The following is an 18,962-nucleotide window of genomic DNA, read 5'->3' as shown; positions in this document are numbered from 1 at the left end:
GCTCAGTCATTGAGCTCCTGGCGGACGCCGGTCACCAGGTAGATCACCCACTCGGCCAGGTTGGTCGCGTGGTCGCCGATGCGCTCCAGGTGGGAGCCCACCATCAGCAGCTGGGTGGCCTGGTCCACCGTGCCCGGCTTTTCGCGCATGATCATCAAGAGCTCGCGGAAGATCTGGTTGAACAGGTGGTCCAGCTCATCGTCCCGGGCCACCATGGCCCGGGCCAGTTCCACGTCGCCTTCGACGAAGGCCTTCAGGCCATCCCGCACCATCTTCTCCGCGACCTCCGCCATGCGCGGAATGTCCACCAGCGGCTTGATCAGAGGCTCATCGCCCAGGCGCAACGTCACTTTGGCGATGTCGTGGGCGTGATCGGCCATGCGTTCCAGGTCGGTGATCACCTTTAGGGTCATGCCGATCTGCCGCAGGTCGCCTGCCATGGGCTGTTGCAGGGCGATCAGGTTCAGGCAGCGCCGTTCGATGTCCAGCTCCATGCGGTCGACCTCGTCCTCCAGCGCCAGGACCCTGTGGGCCTTCTCCGCATTCCGCTCCTTGAGGGATTCCACCGCCAGCCGGATCCCTTCCTCCACCTGGGTCCCCATGCGCAGCAAGTCCCGGCGCAGGGCATCCAGCTCGGCATGGTAAGAGACGCGCGCCATGATCCCATTCCTCCTCTCCGCGGCGGCCCCATGGCACCGGCCTCACGGCGCCCCACGGCCGCCCGGGTGCTCACCGGGCGCCCTGCGCAAGGATACGTCACTCCCCCTGGCCCCGGAACGCCCGGGCCGCCTGCACCGCCACGATCTCTCCGCCCGCCGGCCTCGCGGCAATGGCGGCGCCGGGAGCCCGACGTCAACCAAAGCGACCCGTGATGTAATCCTCCGTTCGCTTGTCGCGGGGCCGGGTGAAGATCGCCGACGTCGGCCCGTACTCGATCAGCTCGCCGTTTAGGAAGAAGGCCGTCCGATCCGCGACGCGGGCCGCCTGCTGCATGTTGTGCGTAACGATGACGATGGTGTACCGCTGCTTGAGTTCCGTGACCAGGTCCTCAATCCGGGCTGTGGCCGCCGGATCCAGCGCGGAGGTGGGTTCGTCCAGGAGGAGCACGTCCGGGTCGACGGCCAGGGCCCGGGCGATGCACAGCCGCTGCTGCTGGCCGCCCGAGAGGGCGGTGGCCGGTGCGTTGAGGCGGTCCTTCACCTCGTCCCACAACGCCGCCGCCCTGAGCGCCTGCTCGACCCGTTCCGCTATCTGCGGCTTCGGAAGACGCCCACCCAGACGCAACCCCGAGGCCACGTTGTCGAAGATGGACATGGTGGGGAACGGCGTCGGCCGCTGGAACACCATGCCGATTCGGCGCCGCACCATCACCGGGTCCACGCCCGGTGCGTAGATGTCGGCCCCGTCCACGTAGACGCTCCCTTCGACCCGCGCGCCCGGTACCACCTCGTGCATGCGGTTGAGGCACCGGATCAGGGTCGACTTACCGCAACCCGACGGACCGATGATGGCGGTGATGGCCTTTGCACCGACCTCGAGGCTCACCCCGTGCAGGACCTTGCGATCCCCGTACCAGGCCGACAAACCATGTACGGACAACTTGATCGAACTCTCCATGACACCCTTCCGTTCCCTGGTATTCGCTTCGCCGGCGGACGCGGGCGTACTCGCAGCGTCCCTCTCCGCCACACGCAGCACTTCCATGGCTTAGTTCGTCCCTCCTCCCTGCCGCCGCGCCACCAGCGTCCGTGCCACGATGTTCAGGGCCAAGACCAGGGTGATCAGAATGAACGCCCCGCCCCACGCCTTCTGCTGCGCGTTCTCAAAGGGGGTCAAGGCGAAGGTAAACACCTGGACCGAGAGGGTGGCAATGGGCTGGTCGAGACGCCAGGACCAGAAATTGTTGTTGAGCGCCGTAAAAAGCAACGGTGCCGTCTCGCCTGCGATGCGGGCCACGGCGAGCATCACGCCGGTCAGTACGCCACCCGCTGCCGCCGGGAGAACGATTCGCAACGTCACCTTCCAGGGTGAAATGCCGAGGGCCAGTCCCGCCTCGCGCACAGCCCCGGGGACGAGGCGCAGCATCTCCTCGGTGGTGCGGGTCACCAGCGGCAGCATGATCACGGCCAGGGCGATGCTTCCCGCCAGAGCCGAGAACGTGCCCGTGCGTAACACAACGAGCCCGTAGATGAACAGGCCCACCACGATGGACGGCACCCCGCTCAGAACCTCCGTCAAAAACCGGAGCAGGGTGCCGAGGCGCCCGTCGCCGAACTCGGCCAGATAGATACCCGCCAGGATCCCCACCGGCACCGCCACCAAGGACGCGACCAGGACGACGATCAACGTGCCCACGATGCCGTTGCCCACGCCACCACCCTGGTCGGTCACCGCGCCCGGCAGCGAGGTGAGGAACTCCCAGCTGATCGCTGCCATCCCTTCGCGAACGACATACGCCATCACGATGACCAGGGAAACCAGGACAATGCCCGTGGCCAGGACCGGCAGCCACCGCAAGACCCTGTCGGCGACGACCCTGCGCCGTAGCACCGGATCCGGAGCAAACGGGTGGGCGTTCTCCGCCGGTTGCATCATCGCGCTCCCTCCACCACCTGCAGGCGCCGGAGCAACAGGCGCGCGAGGATATTGACCAACAAGCTGATCACCAAGAGCAACAAACCGATTTCCATCAGCGCCGCCCGGTGAAGCTCGGTTGTGGCCTCGGCGAACTCGTTGGCGATGACGCTGGCCATGGTCGCCGCCGGCGCCAGCAGCGAGGTCGAGATCTCGGGAGCGTTCCCGATGACCATCGTCACCGCCATCGTCTCTCCCAGGGCGCGCCCCAGGGCCAGGATGACGGCGCCGGCGATGCCGGACCGGGCAAAGGGCAGCACCACCCGAAAGATCGTCTCCATGGGCGTGGCACCCAGCGCCAGGAAGGCCTCTCGCTGGCTGCGGGGCACGGCACCGATGACGTCCCGGGAGATGGCGCTGATGGTGGGAACGATCATGATGGCCAGGACCAGTGCACCGGCCATCATGCTGATCCCGTACGGAGCTCCCTCAAACAGCGGGAGGAAGCCAAGGTGCTCGCCCAGCCACGGCTGGATCCTCTCCTGCAGCCACGGCACCATGACGTACAAGCCCCAAAGGCCGTAGACCACGCTGGGCACCGCGGCCAGCAATTCCACCAGAAAGGACAGCAACGCCCGCCAGCGCGGGGGCGCCAGTTCCGCCAGGTAGATGCCCGTCAAGATGCCCAAGGGCGTCGCCAGGAGCAGCGCCAGCAGCGATGAGACCACCGTTCCGTAGATGAAGGGCAGGGCACCAAACTCGCCGGCCACCGGGTCCCACGCCCGCGAGCGGAGGAACCCCCAGCCAAAGGCCGCGCGTGCATCCTGGGAGTTCCGGTACAGCTCCACCGCCAGCCCCAACAGCACGAGACCCACGGCCGCGGCCGCGAGAAGCGTGATCAGCTGGAAACCGCTTAGCTCGAACCGACTTCTCCACCACGGTCCTGGTCGTTGCCGCACGACGGCGACACCTCTCATTCCAGGCGTTGTCAAACTGCGCCCGGCAAGCAACCCAAACGGGCGCGCGCCCGCGGAACGACCGGAACGCACGCCCGAACGGGAGGGGGGGGTAACCCAAAACCTCTCTGGATCGATTCCTTACTGCAGAATGGGCTGGCCGTTGCAGGTGATGGTCTTCACCGCGTCCAGCGCCATCTGCTTGACGTTGTCCGGCAACGGCGCGTAGAGGAGGTCCGCCGCGTAAGACTCGCCCTCCGTCAGCGCCCACTGCAGGAACTCCACCAGCGCCTTGCCCTTCGTGCAATCCGTCTGATCCTTGTAGACCAGCAGCCAGGTGAAGCCGGAGATGGGATAGGCGTTCTCGCCGGGCTGGTCCACGATGAAGATCCGGAAGTCCTCGGGCATGTTCGCCGCAGCCCCGGCGGCCGCCGCCGTGACCGTGTCGATGGAGGGCTCGACGAAGTTGCCCGCCTTGTTCTTCACCAGGGCGTAGGGCATGTTGTTCTCGATGGCGTAGGCCAGTTCGACGTAACCGATGGAGTTCTTCAGCTTCTGCACCTGGGTGGCGACGCCCTCGTTGCCCTTGGCGCCGATGCCGGTGGGCCAGTCGACGGAAGTGCCGGCCCCCACCTGGCTCTTCCACTCCGAGCTCACGGCACTCAAGTACTCGGTAAAGATGTTCGTCGTACCGCTACCATCGGACCGGTGGACCACGACGATGTCCGCGTCCGGCAGGTTGACGCCGGGATTGACGCTGGCGATGGCCGGATCGTTCCACTTCTTGATCTTGCCCAGGTAGATCCCGGCGATCGCCTCCGGAGTGAGCTTCAGGCCGCTTTCCACCCCCGGCAGGTTGTAGGTCAGCACCACCGCGCCCATGACCGTGGGGATGTGCATCAGCTCACCCTGGACCTTGGCCAGCTCCTCGTCGCTCATCGGGCCGTCCGAGGCGCCGAAGTCCACGGTCTTGGCCGTGATCTGCTGCTTGCCGCCGCCGCTACCGATGGACTGATAGTTGATCTGGACGTCAGGACGAAGCTTGTGATACTCGTCGAACCACTTGGAATAGAGCGGATACGGGAAGGTCGCGCCAGCCCCGTTCAGGACGACGGTCTGGGCAGAAGATCCGGAAGAAGAGCCCCCCTGGTCCGTACCTGGGGCCTGCCCGCCCTGATCCTGTCCTTGCCCGCCCGACGAGCCGCCGCCGCAGGCTGTCAAGACCAGTGCGCTGGCAAGCAAAACCGCCAGCCAGATCCGGCGCGTGAAACGTTTCGCCACGCCTGTCCCTCCCTGGGGATGAAGATTCGTTGCGCTTATCACGTTACCGGACCCTCCGCGGGGACAGGTTGGTGAACGGGGAACCTTTTGTGAAGCTTCTGTTAAGGTCTTCGCAGCCGGCCGTCAACGTCCACCCTCGCAGCCGCCGGGGAATTCCCCCACCCCCTTCGCGCCCGCCGCGACGTCGTCGGCAGCCAGCGGGATGCGGAAACGGATCACGGTGCCAGCACCCAGCTGGCTTTCGGCCCCGACCACCCCGCCGTGAGCCTCGATGATGTGCTTGACGATGGCCAGGCCGAGACCGGTCCCACCGGCCGCCCGGCTGCGACCGGGGTCGACGCGGTAAAAGCGCTCGAAGATCCGCGGCAGGACATCGGGAGGAATGCCGCGCCCAGTGTCCCGCACCTCACCGACCGCCATGGCCTGGTGGCCCTGCCCCTCTCGACCGACCGCCACCGTCACCGTCCCGCCCACCGGGGTGTACTGGCGCGCATTCTCCAACAGGTTCGTCCACACCTGATCCAGGCGGTGGCGATCGGCCCAGACCGGCACAGGCTCGGGCGGCGACTGCACCTCCAGGCGCAACCCGGCCGCCTCCAGGCGCGGCCGGAACCGCTCCGCCGCTTGCACCGCGCTGTCCCGCAGATCGAACCGCTCCCGCTGCAACCCCGGTTCCGGCGACTCCAGGCGCGCCAGGTCCAAAAGATCCTGGACCAGACGGGCCATGCGCTCGGCCTCGCGGTGGATCACCTGCGCGAAGTGTTCGGCCGTGGCCGGATCTTCCCGGATGACGCCCTCCAGCAGGGTTTCCGCGAACCCCTGGACGGCGGCCACGGGCGTGCGCAACTCGTGGGAGACGTTGGCTACGAAGTCGCGCCGGATCTGCTCCAGCCGCCGGATCTCGGTGATGTCGTGCAGGACAACGACCACGCCACCGCGCTTCCCTTCCGCAGCCGTGACGCCGCGCCCGGCAGAATTGGAGCCGGCTTCGCAAGGGACATCCACACCATCCGGCACCGTCGCCCCCCCGGCATCGGTACCTAGAGGCACCACCGTGACCCGCACGTGTCGCGGCGCTGCACCGGGATCGGGTGGGATGGTCACGTCGTGCTCCACAACCTGCCCTCCGACAAGGCCTTCCTCAATCACGCGCGCCAGGCCGTAGTTCCGGGTCACGCTGATATAGTCGCGTCCCAGTGCCTGCTCAGGAATATCCAGCAACCGGCGGGCGGCCGGATTCGCCAGGCGCAACCGGCCATCACCGTCAATGAACAGCACCCCGCTGGTCATGGCACCTACCACGGTGGCAAGCCGCGCCTGCTCCGTCCGCAGCTCGCGCAAGGTCACCTGCAGCCGGGCGGCCATCTCGTTGAAGGCGCGGGCCAGGGTAACCAGCTCGTCGGGCCCGTCGACGTGCACCCGGCGCTCGAACTCGCCCGCGGCCAGCTGGCGCGCCCCCGCCACAAGTTCCCGCACCGGCCGGGTCACCCGCTCCGCCATGGCCCAGCCAAGGCCGGCACCGGTCAGGGCGGCCACCAGCAGACCCAGGATCAGCGTCGGCAAAAAGTCCCGGGAAAAGAGCTGCGGCAGCTCCCCCAGCAACAGGGCCGTCACGGTCCCCACCACGGCCACACCCAGCGGGAAGTAAACCGCCAGTCGCCAGGCCAAGTACCGCCGCAGCCCCCCCGCCATGATGCCGCCTCCTCCCTCGTTCCGCGCCGCCGCCCGCCCCGGTGGCCCGCGGCGCCAGGTCTGCCCGGACCCCGGCCGGCGTAGATCTGGGATGAACCGGTCACGGGCTCACCACGGTCCGCCCGGGCCGGACGACCAGGGGGGAGTTCCGTGCCGGAAGCCGCCGCACGGGTCGCGCGCCCGCCCTACCGGCCACCCACACCGGACGAACCCGGTCCCCGGGGGCGGGGTACTGGCCGCCCGCCCGTCCCCCGGGGATGCCCTGCCGGTCGCCGTCCGAGCGCACCCGTTGGGGACACCGCCGCCGGGTCCAGGGGGAGCCGCCGGGGGCACCGGTTCCGGTTGCGGTTGCGGTCCCGACCCGGGTGGCGCATCCCCGGGGTGTGGGCGCTCCGGCACCTGGCCCCCGCGCTGGGCATCCTGGTGGTCGCCCTGCTGGCGGCCGGCTGCGGTGCGCGCCCCTGGGGTCCCCGGACCATCACCCTCACCCTCACTCCGGAGTTCACCATGGAACCCCGGGAGGTGGTGGTGCGCCCGGGGGAGACGGTGCGGCTCGTGGTGGTCAACGCCGACACCCGCCTGCCCCACCAGGTGCGCTCCGCCGCCAAGCTGGGGCCCGACCTGGAGCTTGAGCCGGGCCAGCGCCAGGTCCTGGATTGGAAGGCACCCGCCGAGCCCGGCGCCTTCCCCATCTGGTGCGGCATGCCGGGCCACCGGAAAAACGGCATGGTGGCCCGGGTGGTGATCCGCGGGGAGCGCTAAGCACCGCGCGCCTCGGCCCCATTGCCCGCACCCGGCACCTTCGCCGCGCCTCGCCACCCCCTGGCCGCCCTGTGTGCCCATCCCCGCCTGCACGGCCCCTCCGTCGCCTCCGCCCGGCCCTCCGCCGCCGCCTCCGCCCCACCGGTGCTGTTGGGGCAGCAGCGAGGCCGGCGCCGGCGGGCCCGCCCGCCGCCTTGCCGGTCGTCAGCGCTGCCGGTTCTTCCGGTAGGCGACGATCTCCACGTCCTCCAGGACCACCAGGCCTTCCTGCACCGCTTCATCCAGGAAGGCCAGCAGCGGCTGCAGGCGGTCGACGTGATCGACGATCTCGACGATGACCGGCAGATCCGCCGACAGCTCCAGGACCCGGGCCGCATGGACGCGGCTGTTGGCGCCGTATCCCTCGATCCCGCGGTACACGGTGGCCCCGGCCAGCCCCAGCTCCCGCGCCTTGAGCACGATGGCGTGGTAGAGGGGTTGCCCCTGCCACCGGTCCGTCTCCCCGATGTAGACCGTCAAGCGCCGGGCCGGCGCCTGGATGCGCAAGGCCCCTTCCCCCTCTTCCCGCGATGTCCGCCCCCGCTCCCTCACAACCGCACCCCCAGCGCCTGGCTGGCACCCCAGCCCAGCCAGGCGGCCGCCATCCCCAGGACCAGGCTCGCCCCCAGGTAGGCGGCGGCTGCCCCGGGGCGCCCATCCCGCAGCAGGGTCAGCGCTTCCCAGGTCATGGTGGAAAAGGTGGTGTAGGCGCCGACAAACCCGCTGGTCAACGCCAGGCGTACGGCGGGCGATGTCACGGTATTCAGCAGCAAAGGATGCAGGAACGCCAAGATGAAGGCGCCCGTCAGGTTGATCGCCAGCGTTCCCCAGGGGAACCCTCCAGGCGTCCGTTCGGCGATCCACTGGGTCAGCCCGTACCGCGCCAGCGCGCCGGCCGCTCCCCCCAGCGCGACTCCAAGCCAGACCAGGACCGATCACTCCATTTCCAATTGCCGTCCCTCCCCAGTATAATCGAGGTGAAGATCCGGCCGGGGGCCGCGCCAGGCTCCCGAGCCCACAACGAGGATCCCTGAAGGGGAGTAGCCGCCGCGGGACGAACCGGCCGGTGCCGCCCATCGGGACGGCACCGGGATGATCGCCGGGGTCTCGCGGTCCCGCGGGCCGTCAATACGGGGCGACCAGGCGCCGCCCGGCCCGCGGTGCGCAGGTCCAGCGGGCAAGACCTTCGGGCGCTTGCGACCGTGCGATCGCAGCGGCCCGAAGGTTTTTTATTGAACGTCAGGGGTTCGGCCATGCTGTAGCCGACCTCGAGACCAACAGGAGGGACGGACGTTGGCCCTGGTCCTGTTCAATCTGCTGGTCGTCGCCCTGATCCTCTTCGACCTGGGCCTTGGCCGGCGCCAGGCCACCTTGACGGCTCGCCAGGCCGTCTTCCGGACGCTCTTTTACGTGGCCATCGCCGTCGGCTTCGGCATCTGGCTGGGGCAGGCCCGGGGCGGCACCACCATGGCGGAATACTTCGCCGGCTACCTGGTGGAGTACGCCCTGAGCATGGACAACATCTTCGTCTTCATCGCGCTGTTCTCGTTCTTCTCCGTGCCGGAGGAGCTGCGCCCCCGGGTGCTGCTGTGGGGCGTGCTGGGTGCCCTCATCATGCGCGGGCTGATGATCTGGGGCGGTGCCGCCCTGCTGGAACGCTTCCACTGGTTGCTTTACGTCTTCGGGGTCATCCTGATCGCCACGGGCATCCGCTTCCTGCGGCACAAGGACGACGAGGCCGGCGACGTGGAACGCAACCCCGTGCTGCGGCTGGTGCGCAAGCTCTTGCCCGTCACGGAGGAGTACCACGGGGGCCGGTTCTTCGTCCGGCGGAACGGCCGGCTGTGGGCGACGCCCTTGTTCGTCGTCCTGGTGCTGATCGAGACCACGGACCTGATGTTCGCCCTGGATTCCATCCCGGCCATCTTCGGCATCACCCGGGATCCCTTCGTGGTCTACACCGCCAACGTCTTCGCCATCATCGGGCTGCGGTCGCTGTTCTTCGTCTTCAGCGCCATCCTGCCCCTGATTCGCTACCTGAAGTACGGCCTGGCCGTCACCCTGGTGTTCATCGGGGTGAAGATGTTGCTGATCGACGTGATCCACCTGGCCCCCGCCACCTCGCTGGGCATCCTGGCTCTCATTCTGGGGGCGTCCGTGGTGGCCTCGGTCCTGTTCCCCCCGCGGGAACCGGCGGAAGCCGCGGGCAACCCTCGCCACAAGTCCTGACCTCCGTGGGGGCCGGCGACGGGCGCGGAGGGCCGGACCGGTCGCGCCGCCGGCACCGGCGCGCTCCGCACGCCGCTTGCCGGCCCCCGCAGCCCCGTACGCCGCCACCCGCCCATGGTATGATCAGGATGGCACAAGCCATCCTGGTGGAGGTGGCACCCCGTGGCAGAACAGGCCTATCGCATCGAGCGGGACTCCATGGGCGAGATGCGGGTTCCGGCCGATGCGCTCTACGGCGCCCAGACCCAGCGGGCCGTGGAGAACTTCCCCATCAGCGGCATCCGGTTTCCCCGCCCCTTCATCCGCGCCCTGGGCCTGATCAAGCGCGCCGCCGCCCAGACCAACGCCGAGCTGGGTCTTCTGGACGCCCGGCTGGCCGAGGCCATCGTCCAGGCGGCCGGCGAGGTCATCGAGGGCAAGCTGGACGACCATTTCGTCCTGGACATCTTCCAGACCGGCTCGGGCACCTCGACCAACATGAACGCCAACGAGGTCATCGCCAACCGGGCCATCCAGATCCTGGGCGGCCAGATCGGCTCCCGCAGCGTGCACCCCAACGACCACGTCAACATGGGCCAGTCCAGCAACGACGTGATCCCTACGGCCATCCACATCGCCGCCCTGGAGCAGATCGAACGCAAGCTGATCCCCGCCCTGGAGTCCCTGCGGGACGCCCTGGCCGAAAAGGCCCGCGCCTTCGATGACGTCATCAAGATCGGGCGCACCCACCTGCAGGACGCCACGCCGATCCGCCTGGGCCAGGAGTTCTCGGGCTACGCCAGCATGGTCGACCACGGCATCCGCCGCCTGCGGTCGCTGCGCGAGCACCTGGCCGAACTGGCCCTCGGCGGGACGGCGGTGGGCACGGGCATCAACACCCACCCCGAGTTCCCGCGGCGCACCATCGCCCGCATCGCCGAGGCGACGGGCCTGCCCTTCCGCGAGGCGGAGAACCACTTCGAGGCCCAGGGCTCGCGGGACGCGGTGGTGGAAGCCAGCGGCCAGCTGCGCACCGTGGCCACCAGCCTGATGAAGATCGCCAACGACATCCGCTGGCTGGGCTCCGGACCCCGCTGCGGCATCGGCGAGATCCTGATCCCGCCGACCCAGCCGGGTTCGTCCATCATGCCGGGCAAGGTCAACCCCGTCATGTCCGAGATGCTGATGATGGTCTGCGCCCAGGTCATCGGCAACGACGCGGCCATCGCCGTCAGCAACACCCACGGCAACTTCGAGCTCAACGTGATGATGCCGGTGATGGCCCACAACCTGCTCCAGTCCATCGAGCTGCTGGCCAACGGGGCGGCCACCTTCACCGAGCGCTGCGTGCGCGGCATCGAGGCGAACCGGGAGCGCTGCGAGGCGCTGATCGAGGGGTCCCTGGCCATGGTCACCTCCCTGGTGCCCCGGCTGGGCTACGACACCGCCGCCGACATCGCCAAGGAGGCCTACGCCAGCGGCCGCACGGTGCGGCAGCTGATCCTGGAGAAGGGCCTGCTCTCGGAAGAGGAGACGGCCCGCCTGCTGGACCCGCGGCGGATGACGGAACCGGGCCGGGCCGAGTGAGGGCCCGGCCCGGCTCCAAGATGAACCCTACCGCGCCGGGCCGAGTTGTTCCTGAAAATCGTAGACGATCTTGCTGATGCGGGCGATGTCCTCGAAGCCCTGGTCGATGTTGTCCACGCCTTTCGAAAGGACGGCCAGGACGAAGGGCCGCCGGCCGAAGACGATGCCCACGTCGTCGGCCACACCCTCGATGTCCCCTTCCTTGTGGGCGACGAACACATCCGGGGGCAGCTCACCCGGCAGGCCGACGTGGAAGATGGCGTGACCCATGTCGTCCAGCATGCGGCCGCCCAGCAAGGGGTGCTGGCGAGCAAAGTCCAGCACGGCCTCCACGTAGATCCCCATGTCCCGGGCCGTGCTGATGCGGCGGCCGCCGGGGAAGATCACCTCGCCCCCCAGCCGGCGCATGAACTCGCCCACGTTGTCCTTGCCGAAGTGGCGAAACAGCATGTTGGTCGTCACGTTGTCGCTGATGGTGATGGACAGGTTGGTGAGCACGCGCAGGGAGTAGCTCTTGCCGGGGAAGCCGTCCCTCTGGAGGATGCCGGCGCCGCCCGTCAAATCCCGGTCGGGCTCGTAGACGATCCGGTCGTCCATGCGGGCGCGGCCGGCGGCCACCTGGTGGTTCACGTAGAGCACCAGCGGCACCTTGATGGTGCTGGCGGCGTGGATCGGCTCCCGCTCGTTGATCCCCCAGGTGGCGCCCGTCTGCAGGTCTTTGAAGTAGATGCCGAAGGTCTGGGGCCGCGTCTCGATGAACTCCCGCACCCTGGCCACCAGGGGGCCGTAGTCGGGCTGCCGCGCGCCGGGACGCAGCTGGGCGCGGTCCAGCAGCTCGTCCAGCCGGGCCAGGGTGTCACCGGAATCGGGATCGACCACGGGGATGCTGGAGGCGCTCAGGCCGGGGGCCCTGCCGGGCTTGGCCGCCCGGTCGCCGTCGGGAGCCTGGGCCAGGTTCATCCGGCACCCGGCCACAAGGACGCTGAGGCTTACAAGGCCTGTCAGGGCCACCACCCGCCACGCCCGGGGGCGAGGCCGGCCGTTCCTTTTCTCCCCGCCCTGCCTTCCGGACCCGTCCGGGTGCCGGTCTTCAGGCTCAGGCCGGCCCGGTCCGGCTGCATGCCCGCGGCCCGTGTCCCCGCAGCGCCGTGCCCCGTCATCCATGTTGCTGCGCCCTCCTGCCTTGCCCGGCCCGTGCCCCGCAGCCGATGGGCCCTTGGGTTACCCGGTTCGCCATGCCCCGTCAGTAGGTGCCGATGTCTTCGATGAGGGTGGTCATCAGGGCCAGGGCGGTGATGGCTTCGCTCTTGTCCTGCAGCTCGATGGCTGCACGCAACGTGGCCAGCTGGGCCTCAAAGTCCCGGATGGCCGTGGCATCGCTGTTCACCGCCACGGGCACCCTCACCCTTTTCCACTCGGATTCCAGGCGCGCGGCGAGGGCGGCGGCCCGCTGCCAGTCCTCCGCCTGGACGGCCTCCCGCGTCGCCTGGATGCCCTGGCCGATGGAGCCGCTAGGGGTCAGGGGCTTGCGGAAGTACGTCGGCGCCACGCCCAGGGCGATCCCCATGATCACCAGCAGGGTGACGATGATGTAGCGCCGTGCCTTCATGGACCCGGCTACTCCTTACCGCCGCCGGCCGCCCCGCCGCCGGCGGCGCCCCGGCCTGCGGCCACCGGTTCGGCCTTGCCCCGCCGCCGGCGGGGACTCCCCTGGGCTCCGGCCAGCGGCTCGCCGGGTGCCACCTCGGCCGGGGGCTCGGGCCGCTCCCGGGCCGGGGGACGGTGGTCGTTGTGCCCGTCGGCGCCGAACAGCTCGCCTCCAGGCGACTGGCGCGGGTATTCCGGTTCCTCCGCCGCCACCTTGCGAATGCGGCGTTCCAGTCCCTGCTCCATCACCCGCGCCTGGGCCGCCGCCCGGCGCAGGCGCTCCCGCTCTTCTTCCGACTGCGCGCTGGCGGCGAGGGAATCCAGTCCTGCCCGTACCCGCTTCAGGGTCGCCGCCGCCCGCAACAGCTTGGCGTAGGTCGTCATGCCACAGGCCCTCCTTGCAACGGCCGGTCGCGGCTTCCTGCGGAATCCATCCCATGGCGAAGGCCCGTCGCTTGCGAGTATCCCCCGCCGGCGGGGTGCGTATTTCGCGCCAGTGCCGCAGACACTGGGAGCGGACAGGCGTGACCGGCCGGCGGGCGGGCGTCACCGCCCGTTCGACCCGGCCTGATCAGTGCCGCTGCCGGGCCTTGCCGGCGGAGGGACCGCCGGTTGCGCGGTTTTGCGTCGACGTGATCCGGACGGTGGCTTGGGGGGACGTGCGGGTGCCGGAAACACTACTGGTGCTGATCCGGTCGATCATCGCGTTCGTCTGGCTCTTCTTCCTGACCCGGTTCGTGGGCCGCAAGCAGGTGTCCCAGCTGACGTTCACCGAGTACGTGGTGGGGATCACCATCGGGTCCATCGCCGCCCAGACCTCCACCGATCCCCAGAACCGGTTCCTCGACGGTATCGTGGGCGTGGCCGTGTGGGCGCTGGCTGCACTCGCACTGACCTACCTGCAGCAAAACAGCAACGCGGCGCGCAAGTTCATCGAAGGGGAGCCCGTGGTGGTGGTCGCCCGGGGCCAGGTGCAGGAGAAGGGCTTGCGGATGGCCCGGCTCTCGGTGGCGGAGCTCATGGAGCTGCTGCGCCAGAAGAACATCTTCGACCTGCGCCAGGTGGACTGGGCCCTCATGGAAACCGACGGGCAGCTCACGGTTCTCAAGAAACCCGAACATGAGCCGCTGACGGCAAAGACCGCGGGCGTGCTGACCCCGTCCCGCCCTGAATTCCCGTATGTGGTGATTGCGGACGGGCAGGTTCTTCCCAACTCCCTGCGCGCGGCGGGCAAGGACGAGGCCTGGCTGCGCCAGGAGCTGTTGCGCAACGGGGTCGACGACCCGAGCCAGGTGATGGTGGGCCAGATCATCGGCAACCAGCTGTACGTGGACCTCAAGCAGGACACCCAGACCATCACCCAGCCCTCGCTCCGGGCCACCCTGGGCGCCGACCTGGAATCCCTCCAGGCGGACTTCGCCAGCTGGGCCCTGGAAACGGAAGACCCCGAGGCTCGTCAAATGTATGAGGAGTACGCCCGGAAAACGGGGGAGATCCTGAAGGATCTGGACGCCCTGGTGAGATAGCCCAGCGGTTTAGGGTTTGAATTAATCAATTCGCCCCCCGAAAGAAGCAGGGATACGAAACGAGGTGTCGAAAACCCATAGCGACGAGGGGACCTGCAGCATGCCCCGCCCCTCGTCAACCGGCCAGGTTCCTCACCGCTGGCCCCAAAGCTTCCGGCCCTGCCGGGCGGTCGCCTGCCCCGCCCGCCCGGAGCCGGGCCGGAGGGTACCCATGCCCCCAGCAGAGGCGATGCGCCACCCGCGCAGCGCCTCTGCTTTTTGCGGCTCTTGCCTGGCAGCGGCTCTTGCCCGGCAGCCACCGGCCCGCCGGCGTGCTCGTGCCCCAACACGGGGGCCGTCATGCGGGGGCCGGTCCCCCGGCACCGCCCGCCATGGGCTCCAGCGGGATCCCCGCCCGCTCCAGGAATTCCACCGCCCGCGGGTCGGGGTACCAGTCCCGGTAGACCACCCGCACCACCCCTGCGCCGATCAGCAGCTTGGCGCAGTGGAGGCAAGGGGTGGCCGTGGTGTAGAGCGTGCTGCCCTTCACGGTGACCCCGTGCAAGGCCGCCTGGAGGATGGCGTTGGCTTCGGCGTGGATGGTGCGGACGCAATGCCCGTCTTGCATCAGGCAACCGGCCTCGGTACAGTGGGGGAACCCCGGTGGCGCCCCGTTGTAGCCGGTGGCCAGGATGCGCCGGTCCCGCACCAGCACCGCCCCCACGTGGCGGCGCGGGCAGGTGGACCGCCTCGCCACCACCTCCGCCAGTTCCATGAAATAGGCATCCCAGGGGGGCCGCTGGTCGGCCGGATCCTCCTGGCGTGACCCGGCCGGAGGAGCCGGCTCCGGGTGCGGGTGGGGCCGGACGGCTTGATCCGCCCGGGCTGGTGGATCCTGCGCGCTCTGCTGCTCGGCCATCGGCGCTTTCCTCCCCGCCTGATTGCCTGACCGCCTAAGTGGAGTGCCCGGCGACCGCTTGCCCAGACTCCCCGGCGGCTTGCACGGCCGGCTGGATGGGTCAGCCGTTGCCGCCGCCTGCGGCGATGTTACAATAACACCAGTTTGAGTCGAGGTGACCGCGATGCCCGCCGGAGGCCGCAAGTTCTTCACCCCCGAAGAGGCCACCGCCCTGCTGCCCGTCATCCGGCAGCGGCTCCTGCGCCTGCGCCGCCTCTACCAGAAGGCGCGCCAGTCGTACCGGGAGATGGAGCAGATCGAGGCCGTCGGCTACAAGCCCGACGGCACCCTGATCATGTCCTACGACTACAAGCTGGCGCGGCAGGCGCTGCGGGCAGCGGTGGAAGAGGCCAACCAGCTGCTGGCGGAGATCCACAGCCTGGGCTGCCTGGTCAAGGATGTCGACCTGGGCCTGGTGGATTTTCCGGCGCGCCTGAACGGAGAGCCCGTGCTCCTCTGCTGGCGGCTGGGAGAGCCCCGGGTTGCCTACTACCACGGCGAGCATGAGGGCTTTCGCGGCCGCAAGCCGATCCCACCCGCACGGGGCGGTGGCTCTGCTTCCTGCGGCCCCGCCGGCTGGGACGCGGCGTCGGAGGGCATCGGCCCGGGGGGATCCAGCGCGGGGTCCTCACCGCCGCGCTGGCGCCGCGCCGCCGGTCACAACGGATCCACGGGTCCCGGCACCGGTCCGGACGAACCGGCCGGCCCGGACCGGGAGGCCTGACCACCACCCGTCTCGCCATCAATCCAGGCCCCGACCGGCGGACCGCAACCGGAGGAAGGGGTTGGCCACGCGCTCGGTCCCGATGCGGGTTTCCGGCCCATGGCCCGGCAGCACCCGGGTGGCGTCGGGCAACACCATCAGTTCCCGGTGAATGCTCTGGAGCAACGTCTCCAGATCCCCGCCCGGCAGGTCGGTGCGGCCGATCCCGCCGGCGAAGAGGGTGTCGCCAGCCAGCACCAGCCCCTCGGCGGCACCGCGGCCCACGTACACCACGTGCCCGGGGCTGTGCCCGGGAGTAAAGCGCACCTCGAATTCCATGGACCCGAACGCCAGGCGCTCGCCGCCCTCCAGCAGGTGATCCGCCGGCGGCGCCACCACCGGCTCCAGCCAGACCGACAGGTTCAGCTGGGGATCTCCTAGCCAGCTCGCCTCGTTGCGGTGGATCCACACCGGAGCCCCCGTGGCTTCCTTGATCGCCTGGAGGCCGCCGATGTGGTCGAAGTGGGCGTGGGTGAGCAGCACCGCCGCCACCCGGTAACCCCGGACGGCTTCCAGCATGGGATCGGGGTCATGGGGGGCGTCGACCAGCACCGCGACCTTGCCGGCATCATCCAGCAGCACGTACCCGTTGGCCTGGACGGGCCCCAGGGGAAAGGCCAGCACCCGCAAGGTGGGCTCCATCACCCGGTCCCCTCCCTGGTGGCCGGGGAGGCCGCCGCGCCCTCCGCACCCTGACCGGCCGCCTGGCCAGCCGGCCGGTACCCCCACGCCTCGAGCCAGCCTGAGTCGCCGGTCCACTCCAGGCGGCGCCCCAGGACCCGGGCCAGTTCCTCCGCGGCCACCTGCGCCACCGCTTCCAGGGCCGGTGCCCGGCCCAGCAAGCGGGCCATGGAGGTGACGCCCCGGTCCGTGATGCCGCAAGGGATGATGCCGCCGAAATAGGCCAGGTCGGGGTCCACGTTGAGAGCGAACCCGTGCCAGGTGACGCCCCGGCTCACGCGGATGCCGATGGCGGCGATCTTCTCACGGCCGGCCCACACGCCCACCAGCCCGTCCTCCCGGTGGGCTACGACGCCGAAGCGGGCCAGGGTCGCCACCAGGGCTTCCTCCAGGCCGTGGACATAGCGCTTGAGGCCCCCGGGCAGGTTCTTCAGGTCGACGATGCCGTAGCCCACCAGCTGCCCCGGGCCGTGATAGGTGACCTTGCCCCCGCGGTCGATGTGGAACACCTCCACACCCCGCTGCCGGCGCAGGGTGGGGCTGAGCAGGATCTCGTCGTCGCGGCCGCTGCGGCCCACGGTGTAGACCGGCGGGTGCTGGAGCAGGAGGAACAGGTCCGGCACCCGGCCCTCGCCCCGGGCCCGGGCCAGTCGCTCCTGCAGCCGCCAGGCCGGTTCGTAGGGGGTGAGGCCGGGCAGCCAGGTGACCCGCAGGACGGGCGGGCCGTCCGGCAGCGCCGGGCCGGCAGCGGATGCCGCTGGGACGGCCCGCTGGGGCCCCGCGGCGCCACCCGCGCCGGTGGCGGTGGCGGTTCTTATGATGCCACCGGTCCGTATCCCGGTGTGGGGACCGGTTGGGGGATTCATGCTCCCGCTGCGCCCCCCGCTGCCCGGGCAGCCTGCAGGCCATGGACCGTTGCCAAGGGGGCCGCCTGGGCTGGGGCCCCGCGGTGGGTCTCCGGGGGCCCGGCCTGGACCTGCGCCGGTGCGGCTTCGTCCCCCGCCCCGTCCCGCCGGCGCGCCCGGTCGGCCTGCTCGTGGGCATGGTACGAGCTCCGCACCAGGGGGCCGGATTCCACGTGGGAAAAGCCCATGGCCAGGCCGATGCGCTTGAGCTCCGCGAACTCGTCCGGGTGGTAGTACTTCTCCACCGGGAGATGGACGGGCTCCCGGGTCGGGCGCAGGTACTGGCCGATGGTGACGATGTCCACCTGGTGGGCCCGCAGGTCCCGCAGGGTCTGCAGGATCTCGTCCCACGTCTCGCCCAATCCCAGCATCAGGCCCGACTTGGTCTTGATGTGGGGTGCCCGCCGCTTGGCTTCGGCCAGGAGGGCCAGGGACCGGTCGTATCGGGCCCGCGAGCGCACCCGGTCGGAGAGGCGCCGCACCGTCTCCACGTTGTGGTTCAGGATGTCGGGTTCGGCGTCCAGGACCACCTGCAGGGCGTCCCAGTCGCCGTTGAAGTCGGGGATCAGCACCTCGACCGCGGTATCGGGACAGCGGCGCCGGATGGCCCGGATGGTCTCGGCGAAGACGGCGGCGCCCCCGTCCCGGAGGTCGTCCCGCGCCACCGACGTGACCACCACGTGTTGCAGGCCCAGGCGCTGGACGGCATCCGCCACCCGCTCCGGCTCCGCCCAATCCAGCTCGGTGGGCCGGCCCGTGGTGACGGCGCAGAACCGGCAGGCCCGGGTGCAGATGTTCCCCAGGATCATGAAGGTGGCGGTCAGGTTCTCGAAGCACTCGTAGATGTTGGGGCAGCGGGCCTCTTCGCAGACGGTGTGCAGGCTCATGCCGCGCAGCAGCCGCTTGAGCCGGTTGTAATTGGGCCCTTGGGCCAGCCGCACCTTGAGCCAGTCAGGATGGCGGCGCCCGGCGTGACCGCCGGCCAGGGCATGGCCGTCCGCCGCCGGGAGGTCACGAAACCCTCGGGTACGGGCATCGGAGCCGGATCCACCGGCCGCCGGCGCCGGTCCGGCCCCAGCGGGGGAGCGGCCGGGTTGGGCCGTGGCGGCGGCGTCGGGCCCGGGAAGAGCCGGACCGGTTTCCTGGCCGGCACCTGCCTGGCCAGGGCGAGCCGCCGGGGAAGCAGGTACGATGGCCGGGCCGGCGCCGGACCGAGGCTCCTGCGGTCCCGCCAGCGCTTCCGTTTCGGGCGAGCTTCCATTCCGGTGAAGGGCTTCCATGGGGCGCGATCCCACCTTCATTGGGGTGGCCGCCGCAGGGCCGGCCGGCCCGGCGCGGCTGCCAAATGGGCCTTCGCCTTCGGGCGCCGGGTTCCTCCCGGGCGGGTTTCCACGGGCAGGTACC

Annotated in this window: 20 protein-coding genes; 5 read left to right on the top strand and 15 right to left on the bottom strand. The window is 69.8% G+C overall.

The features are described from left to right. Nucleotides 1-2: 2 nt before the first annotated feature. The 6 genes from phoU to THESUDRAFT_RS04195 all read right to left on the bottom strand — a co-directional run bounded on the left by phoU (nucleotide 3) and on the right by THESUDRAFT_RS04195 (nucleotide 6,503). Nucleotides 3-659 (bottom strand): phosphate signaling complex protein PhoU, encoded by a 657-nt coding sequence (gene phoU / locus THESUDRAFT_RS04220; RefSeq protein ID WP_006903490.1) that lies wholly within the window; start codon nucleotides 657-659, stop codon nucleotides 3-5. 193 nt (nucleotides 660-852) lie between these two features. Beyond that, nucleotides 853-1,704, bottom strand: a complete 852-nt coding sequence (gene pstB / locus THESUDRAFT_RS04215; protein WP_006903489.1) for a phosphate ABC transporter ATP-binding protein PstB — start codon at nucleotides 1,702-1,704, stop codon at nucleotides 853-855. A 3-nt stretch (nucleotides 1,705-1,707) separates the two neighbouring features. Continuing rightward, nucleotides 1,708-2,595 carry a phosphate ABC transporter permease PstA gene (pstA, locus tag THESUDRAFT_RS04210; protein WP_006903488.1) on the bottom strand — a complete coding sequence of 296 codons (888 nt, stop codon included), beginning with the start codon at nucleotides 2,593-2,595 and terminating at the stop codon, nucleotides 1,708-1,710. Continuing rightward, nucleotides 2,592-3,533, bottom strand: coding sequence for a phosphate ABC transporter permease subunit PstC (pstC, locus tag THESUDRAFT_RS04205; protein WP_006903487.1), 942 nt, complete (start codon nucleotides 3,531-3,533; stop codon nucleotides 2,592-2,594). The genes pstA and pstC overlap by 4 nt, the downstream gene beginning before the upstream one ends. A 138-nt stretch (nucleotides 3,534-3,671) precedes the next feature. After that, nucleotides 3,672-4,811: a phosphate ABC transporter substrate-binding protein PstS gene (gene pstS, locus THESUDRAFT_RS04200; protein ID WP_006903486.1), complete on the bottom strand. Its 1,140-nt coding sequence runs from the start codon at nucleotides 4,809-4,811 to the stop codon at nucleotides 3,672-3,674. 123 nt (nucleotides 4,812-4,934) lie between these two features. Further along, nucleotides 4,935-6,503, bottom strand: a complete 1,569-nt coding sequence (locus THESUDRAFT_RS04195) for a HAMP domain-containing sensor histidine kinase (RefSeq protein WP_006903485.1) — start codon at nucleotides 6,501-6,503, stop codon at nucleotides 4,935-4,937. Nucleotides 6,504-6,884: 381 nt separating this feature from the next. Here THESUDRAFT_RS04195 and THESUDRAFT_RS13275 point away from each other — a divergent pair, with 381 nt between their 5' ends. Then, nucleotides 6,885-7,265 (top strand): cupredoxin domain-containing protein, encoded by a 381-nt coding sequence (locus THESUDRAFT_RS13275; protein ID WP_242823234.1) that lies wholly within the window; start codon nucleotides 6,885-6,887, stop codon nucleotides 7,263-7,265. Nucleotides 7,266-7,469: 204 nt separating this feature from the next. On the opposite strand, the gene THESUDRAFT_RS04185 is transcribed toward THESUDRAFT_RS13275, so the two are convergent. Both THESUDRAFT_RS04185 and crcB read right to left on the bottom strand, forming a co-directional pair. Then, complete coding sequence (locus tag THESUDRAFT_RS04185) at nucleotides 7,470-7,811, bottom strand: DUF190 domain-containing protein (protein WP_006903481.1); 342 nt, start codon at nucleotides 7,809-7,811, stop codon at nucleotides 7,470-7,472. 41 nt (nucleotides 7,812-7,852) lie between these two features. Then, nucleotides 7,853-8,212 (bottom strand): fluoride efflux transporter CrcB, encoded by a 360-nt coding sequence (gene crcB, locus THESUDRAFT_RS04180; RefSeq protein WP_006903480.1) that lies wholly within the window; start codon nucleotides 8,210-8,212, stop codon nucleotides 7,853-7,855. Between the two features lie 385 nt (nucleotides 8,213-8,597). Here crcB and THESUDRAFT_RS04175 point away from each other — a divergent pair, with 385 nt between their 5' ends. Together THESUDRAFT_RS04175 and THESUDRAFT_RS04170 are read left to right on the top strand one after the other, a co-directional pair. After that, complete coding sequence (locus THESUDRAFT_RS04175) at nucleotides 8,598-9,533, top strand: TerC family protein (protein ID WP_006903479.1); 936 nt, start codon at nucleotides 8,598-8,600, stop codon at nucleotides 9,531-9,533. A gap of 162 nt (nucleotides 9,534-9,695) precedes the next feature. Next, the gene (locus tag THESUDRAFT_RS04170) at nucleotides 9,696-11,099 is read left to right on the top strand and encodes a class II fumarate hydratase (RefSeq protein WP_006903478.1); all 1,404 of its coding nucleotides are present in this window, start codon (nucleotides 9,696-9,698) and stop codon (nucleotides 11,097-11,099) included. 27 nt (nucleotides 11,100-11,126) lie between these two features. Here THESUDRAFT_RS04170 and THESUDRAFT_RS04165 read toward each other — a convergent pair whose 3' ends face one another. The 3 genes from THESUDRAFT_RS04165 to THESUDRAFT_RS13845 all read right to left on the bottom strand — a co-directional run bounded on the left by THESUDRAFT_RS04165 (nucleotide 11,127) and on the right by THESUDRAFT_RS13845 (nucleotide 13,130). Beyond that, the gene (locus tag THESUDRAFT_RS04165) at nucleotides 11,127-12,110 is read right to left on the bottom strand and encodes a serine hydrolase (RefSeq protein WP_242823233.1); all 984 of its coding nucleotides are present in this window, start codon (nucleotides 12,108-12,110) and stop codon (nucleotides 11,127-11,129) included. Between the two features lie 232 nt (nucleotides 12,111-12,342). Beyond that, the gene (locus tag THESUDRAFT_RS04160) at nucleotides 12,343-12,708 is read right to left on the bottom strand and encodes a DUF4363 family protein (protein ID WP_006903476.1); all 366 of its coding nucleotides are present in this window, start codon (nucleotides 12,706-12,708) and stop codon (nucleotides 12,343-12,345) included. Between the two features lie 8 nt (nucleotides 12,709-12,716). Then, complete coding sequence (locus THESUDRAFT_RS13845) at nucleotides 12,717-13,130, bottom strand: hypothetical protein (RefSeq protein WP_006903475.1); 414 nt, start codon at nucleotides 13,128-13,130, stop codon at nucleotides 12,717-12,719. A 140-nt stretch (nucleotides 13,131-13,270) separates the two neighbouring features. Between THESUDRAFT_RS13845 and THESUDRAFT_RS04150 the strand changes: the two genes are divergently transcribed. Continuing rightward, a complete protein-coding gene (locus THESUDRAFT_RS04150; RefSeq protein ID WP_006903473.1) occupies nucleotides 13,271-14,272 on the top strand; it encodes a DUF421 domain-containing protein in 1,002 nt (333 codons plus the stop codon). 337 nt (nucleotides 14,273-14,609) lie between these two features. Here THESUDRAFT_RS04150 and THESUDRAFT_RS04145 read toward each other — a convergent pair whose 3' ends face one another. Then, complete coding sequence (locus THESUDRAFT_RS04145; RefSeq protein ID WP_006903471.1) at nucleotides 14,610-15,170, bottom strand: deoxycytidylate deaminase; 561 nt, start codon at nucleotides 15,168-15,170, stop codon at nucleotides 14,610-14,612. 163 nt (nucleotides 15,171-15,333) lie between these two features. On the opposite strand from THESUDRAFT_RS04145, the gene THESUDRAFT_RS04140 reads away from it, so the two are divergent. After that, nucleotides 15,334-15,933 (top strand): DUF2203 domain-containing protein, encoded by a 600-nt coding sequence (locus THESUDRAFT_RS04140; protein ID WP_006903470.1) that lies wholly within the window; start codon nucleotides 15,334-15,336, stop codon nucleotides 15,931-15,933. Between the two features lie 18 nt (nucleotides 15,934-15,951). On the opposite strand, the gene THESUDRAFT_RS04135 is transcribed toward THESUDRAFT_RS04140, so the two are convergent. The 3 genes from THESUDRAFT_RS04135 to lipA are packed head-to-tail and all read right to left on the bottom strand — an operon-like array spanning nucleotide 15,952 to nucleotide 18,838. Next, nucleotides 15,952-16,614, bottom strand: coding sequence for an MBL fold metallo-hydrolase (locus THESUDRAFT_RS04135; RefSeq protein ID WP_006903469.1), 663 nt, complete (start codon nucleotides 16,612-16,614; stop codon nucleotides 15,952-15,954). After that, nucleotides 16,614-17,519 carry a lipoyl(octanoyl) transferase LipB gene (gene lipB / locus THESUDRAFT_RS04130; RefSeq protein WP_006903468.1) on the bottom strand — a complete coding sequence of 302 codons (906 nt, stop codon included), beginning with the start codon at nucleotides 17,517-17,519 and terminating at the stop codon, nucleotides 16,614-16,616. The genes THESUDRAFT_RS04135 and lipB overlap by 1 nt, the downstream gene beginning before the upstream one ends. Then, the gene (lipA, locus tag THESUDRAFT_RS04125; RefSeq protein WP_006903467.1) at nucleotides 17,516-18,838 is read right to left on the bottom strand and encodes a lipoyl synthase; all 1,323 of its coding nucleotides are present in this window, start codon (nucleotides 18,836-18,838) and stop codon (nucleotides 17,516-17,518) included. The genes lipB and lipA overlap by 4 nt, the downstream gene beginning before the upstream one ends. Between the last annotated feature and the right edge of the window lie 124 nt (nucleotides 18,839-18,962).

This window comes from Thermaerobacter subterraneus DSM 13965 (genome assembly GCF_000183545.2).
GTDB classification, from domain to species: domain Bacteria; phylum Bacillota; class Sulfobacillia; order Thermaerobacterales; family Thermaerobacteraceae; genus Thermaerobacter; species Thermaerobacter subterraneus.
This window is presented reverse-complemented; position numbering and strand designations above follow the sequence as displayed.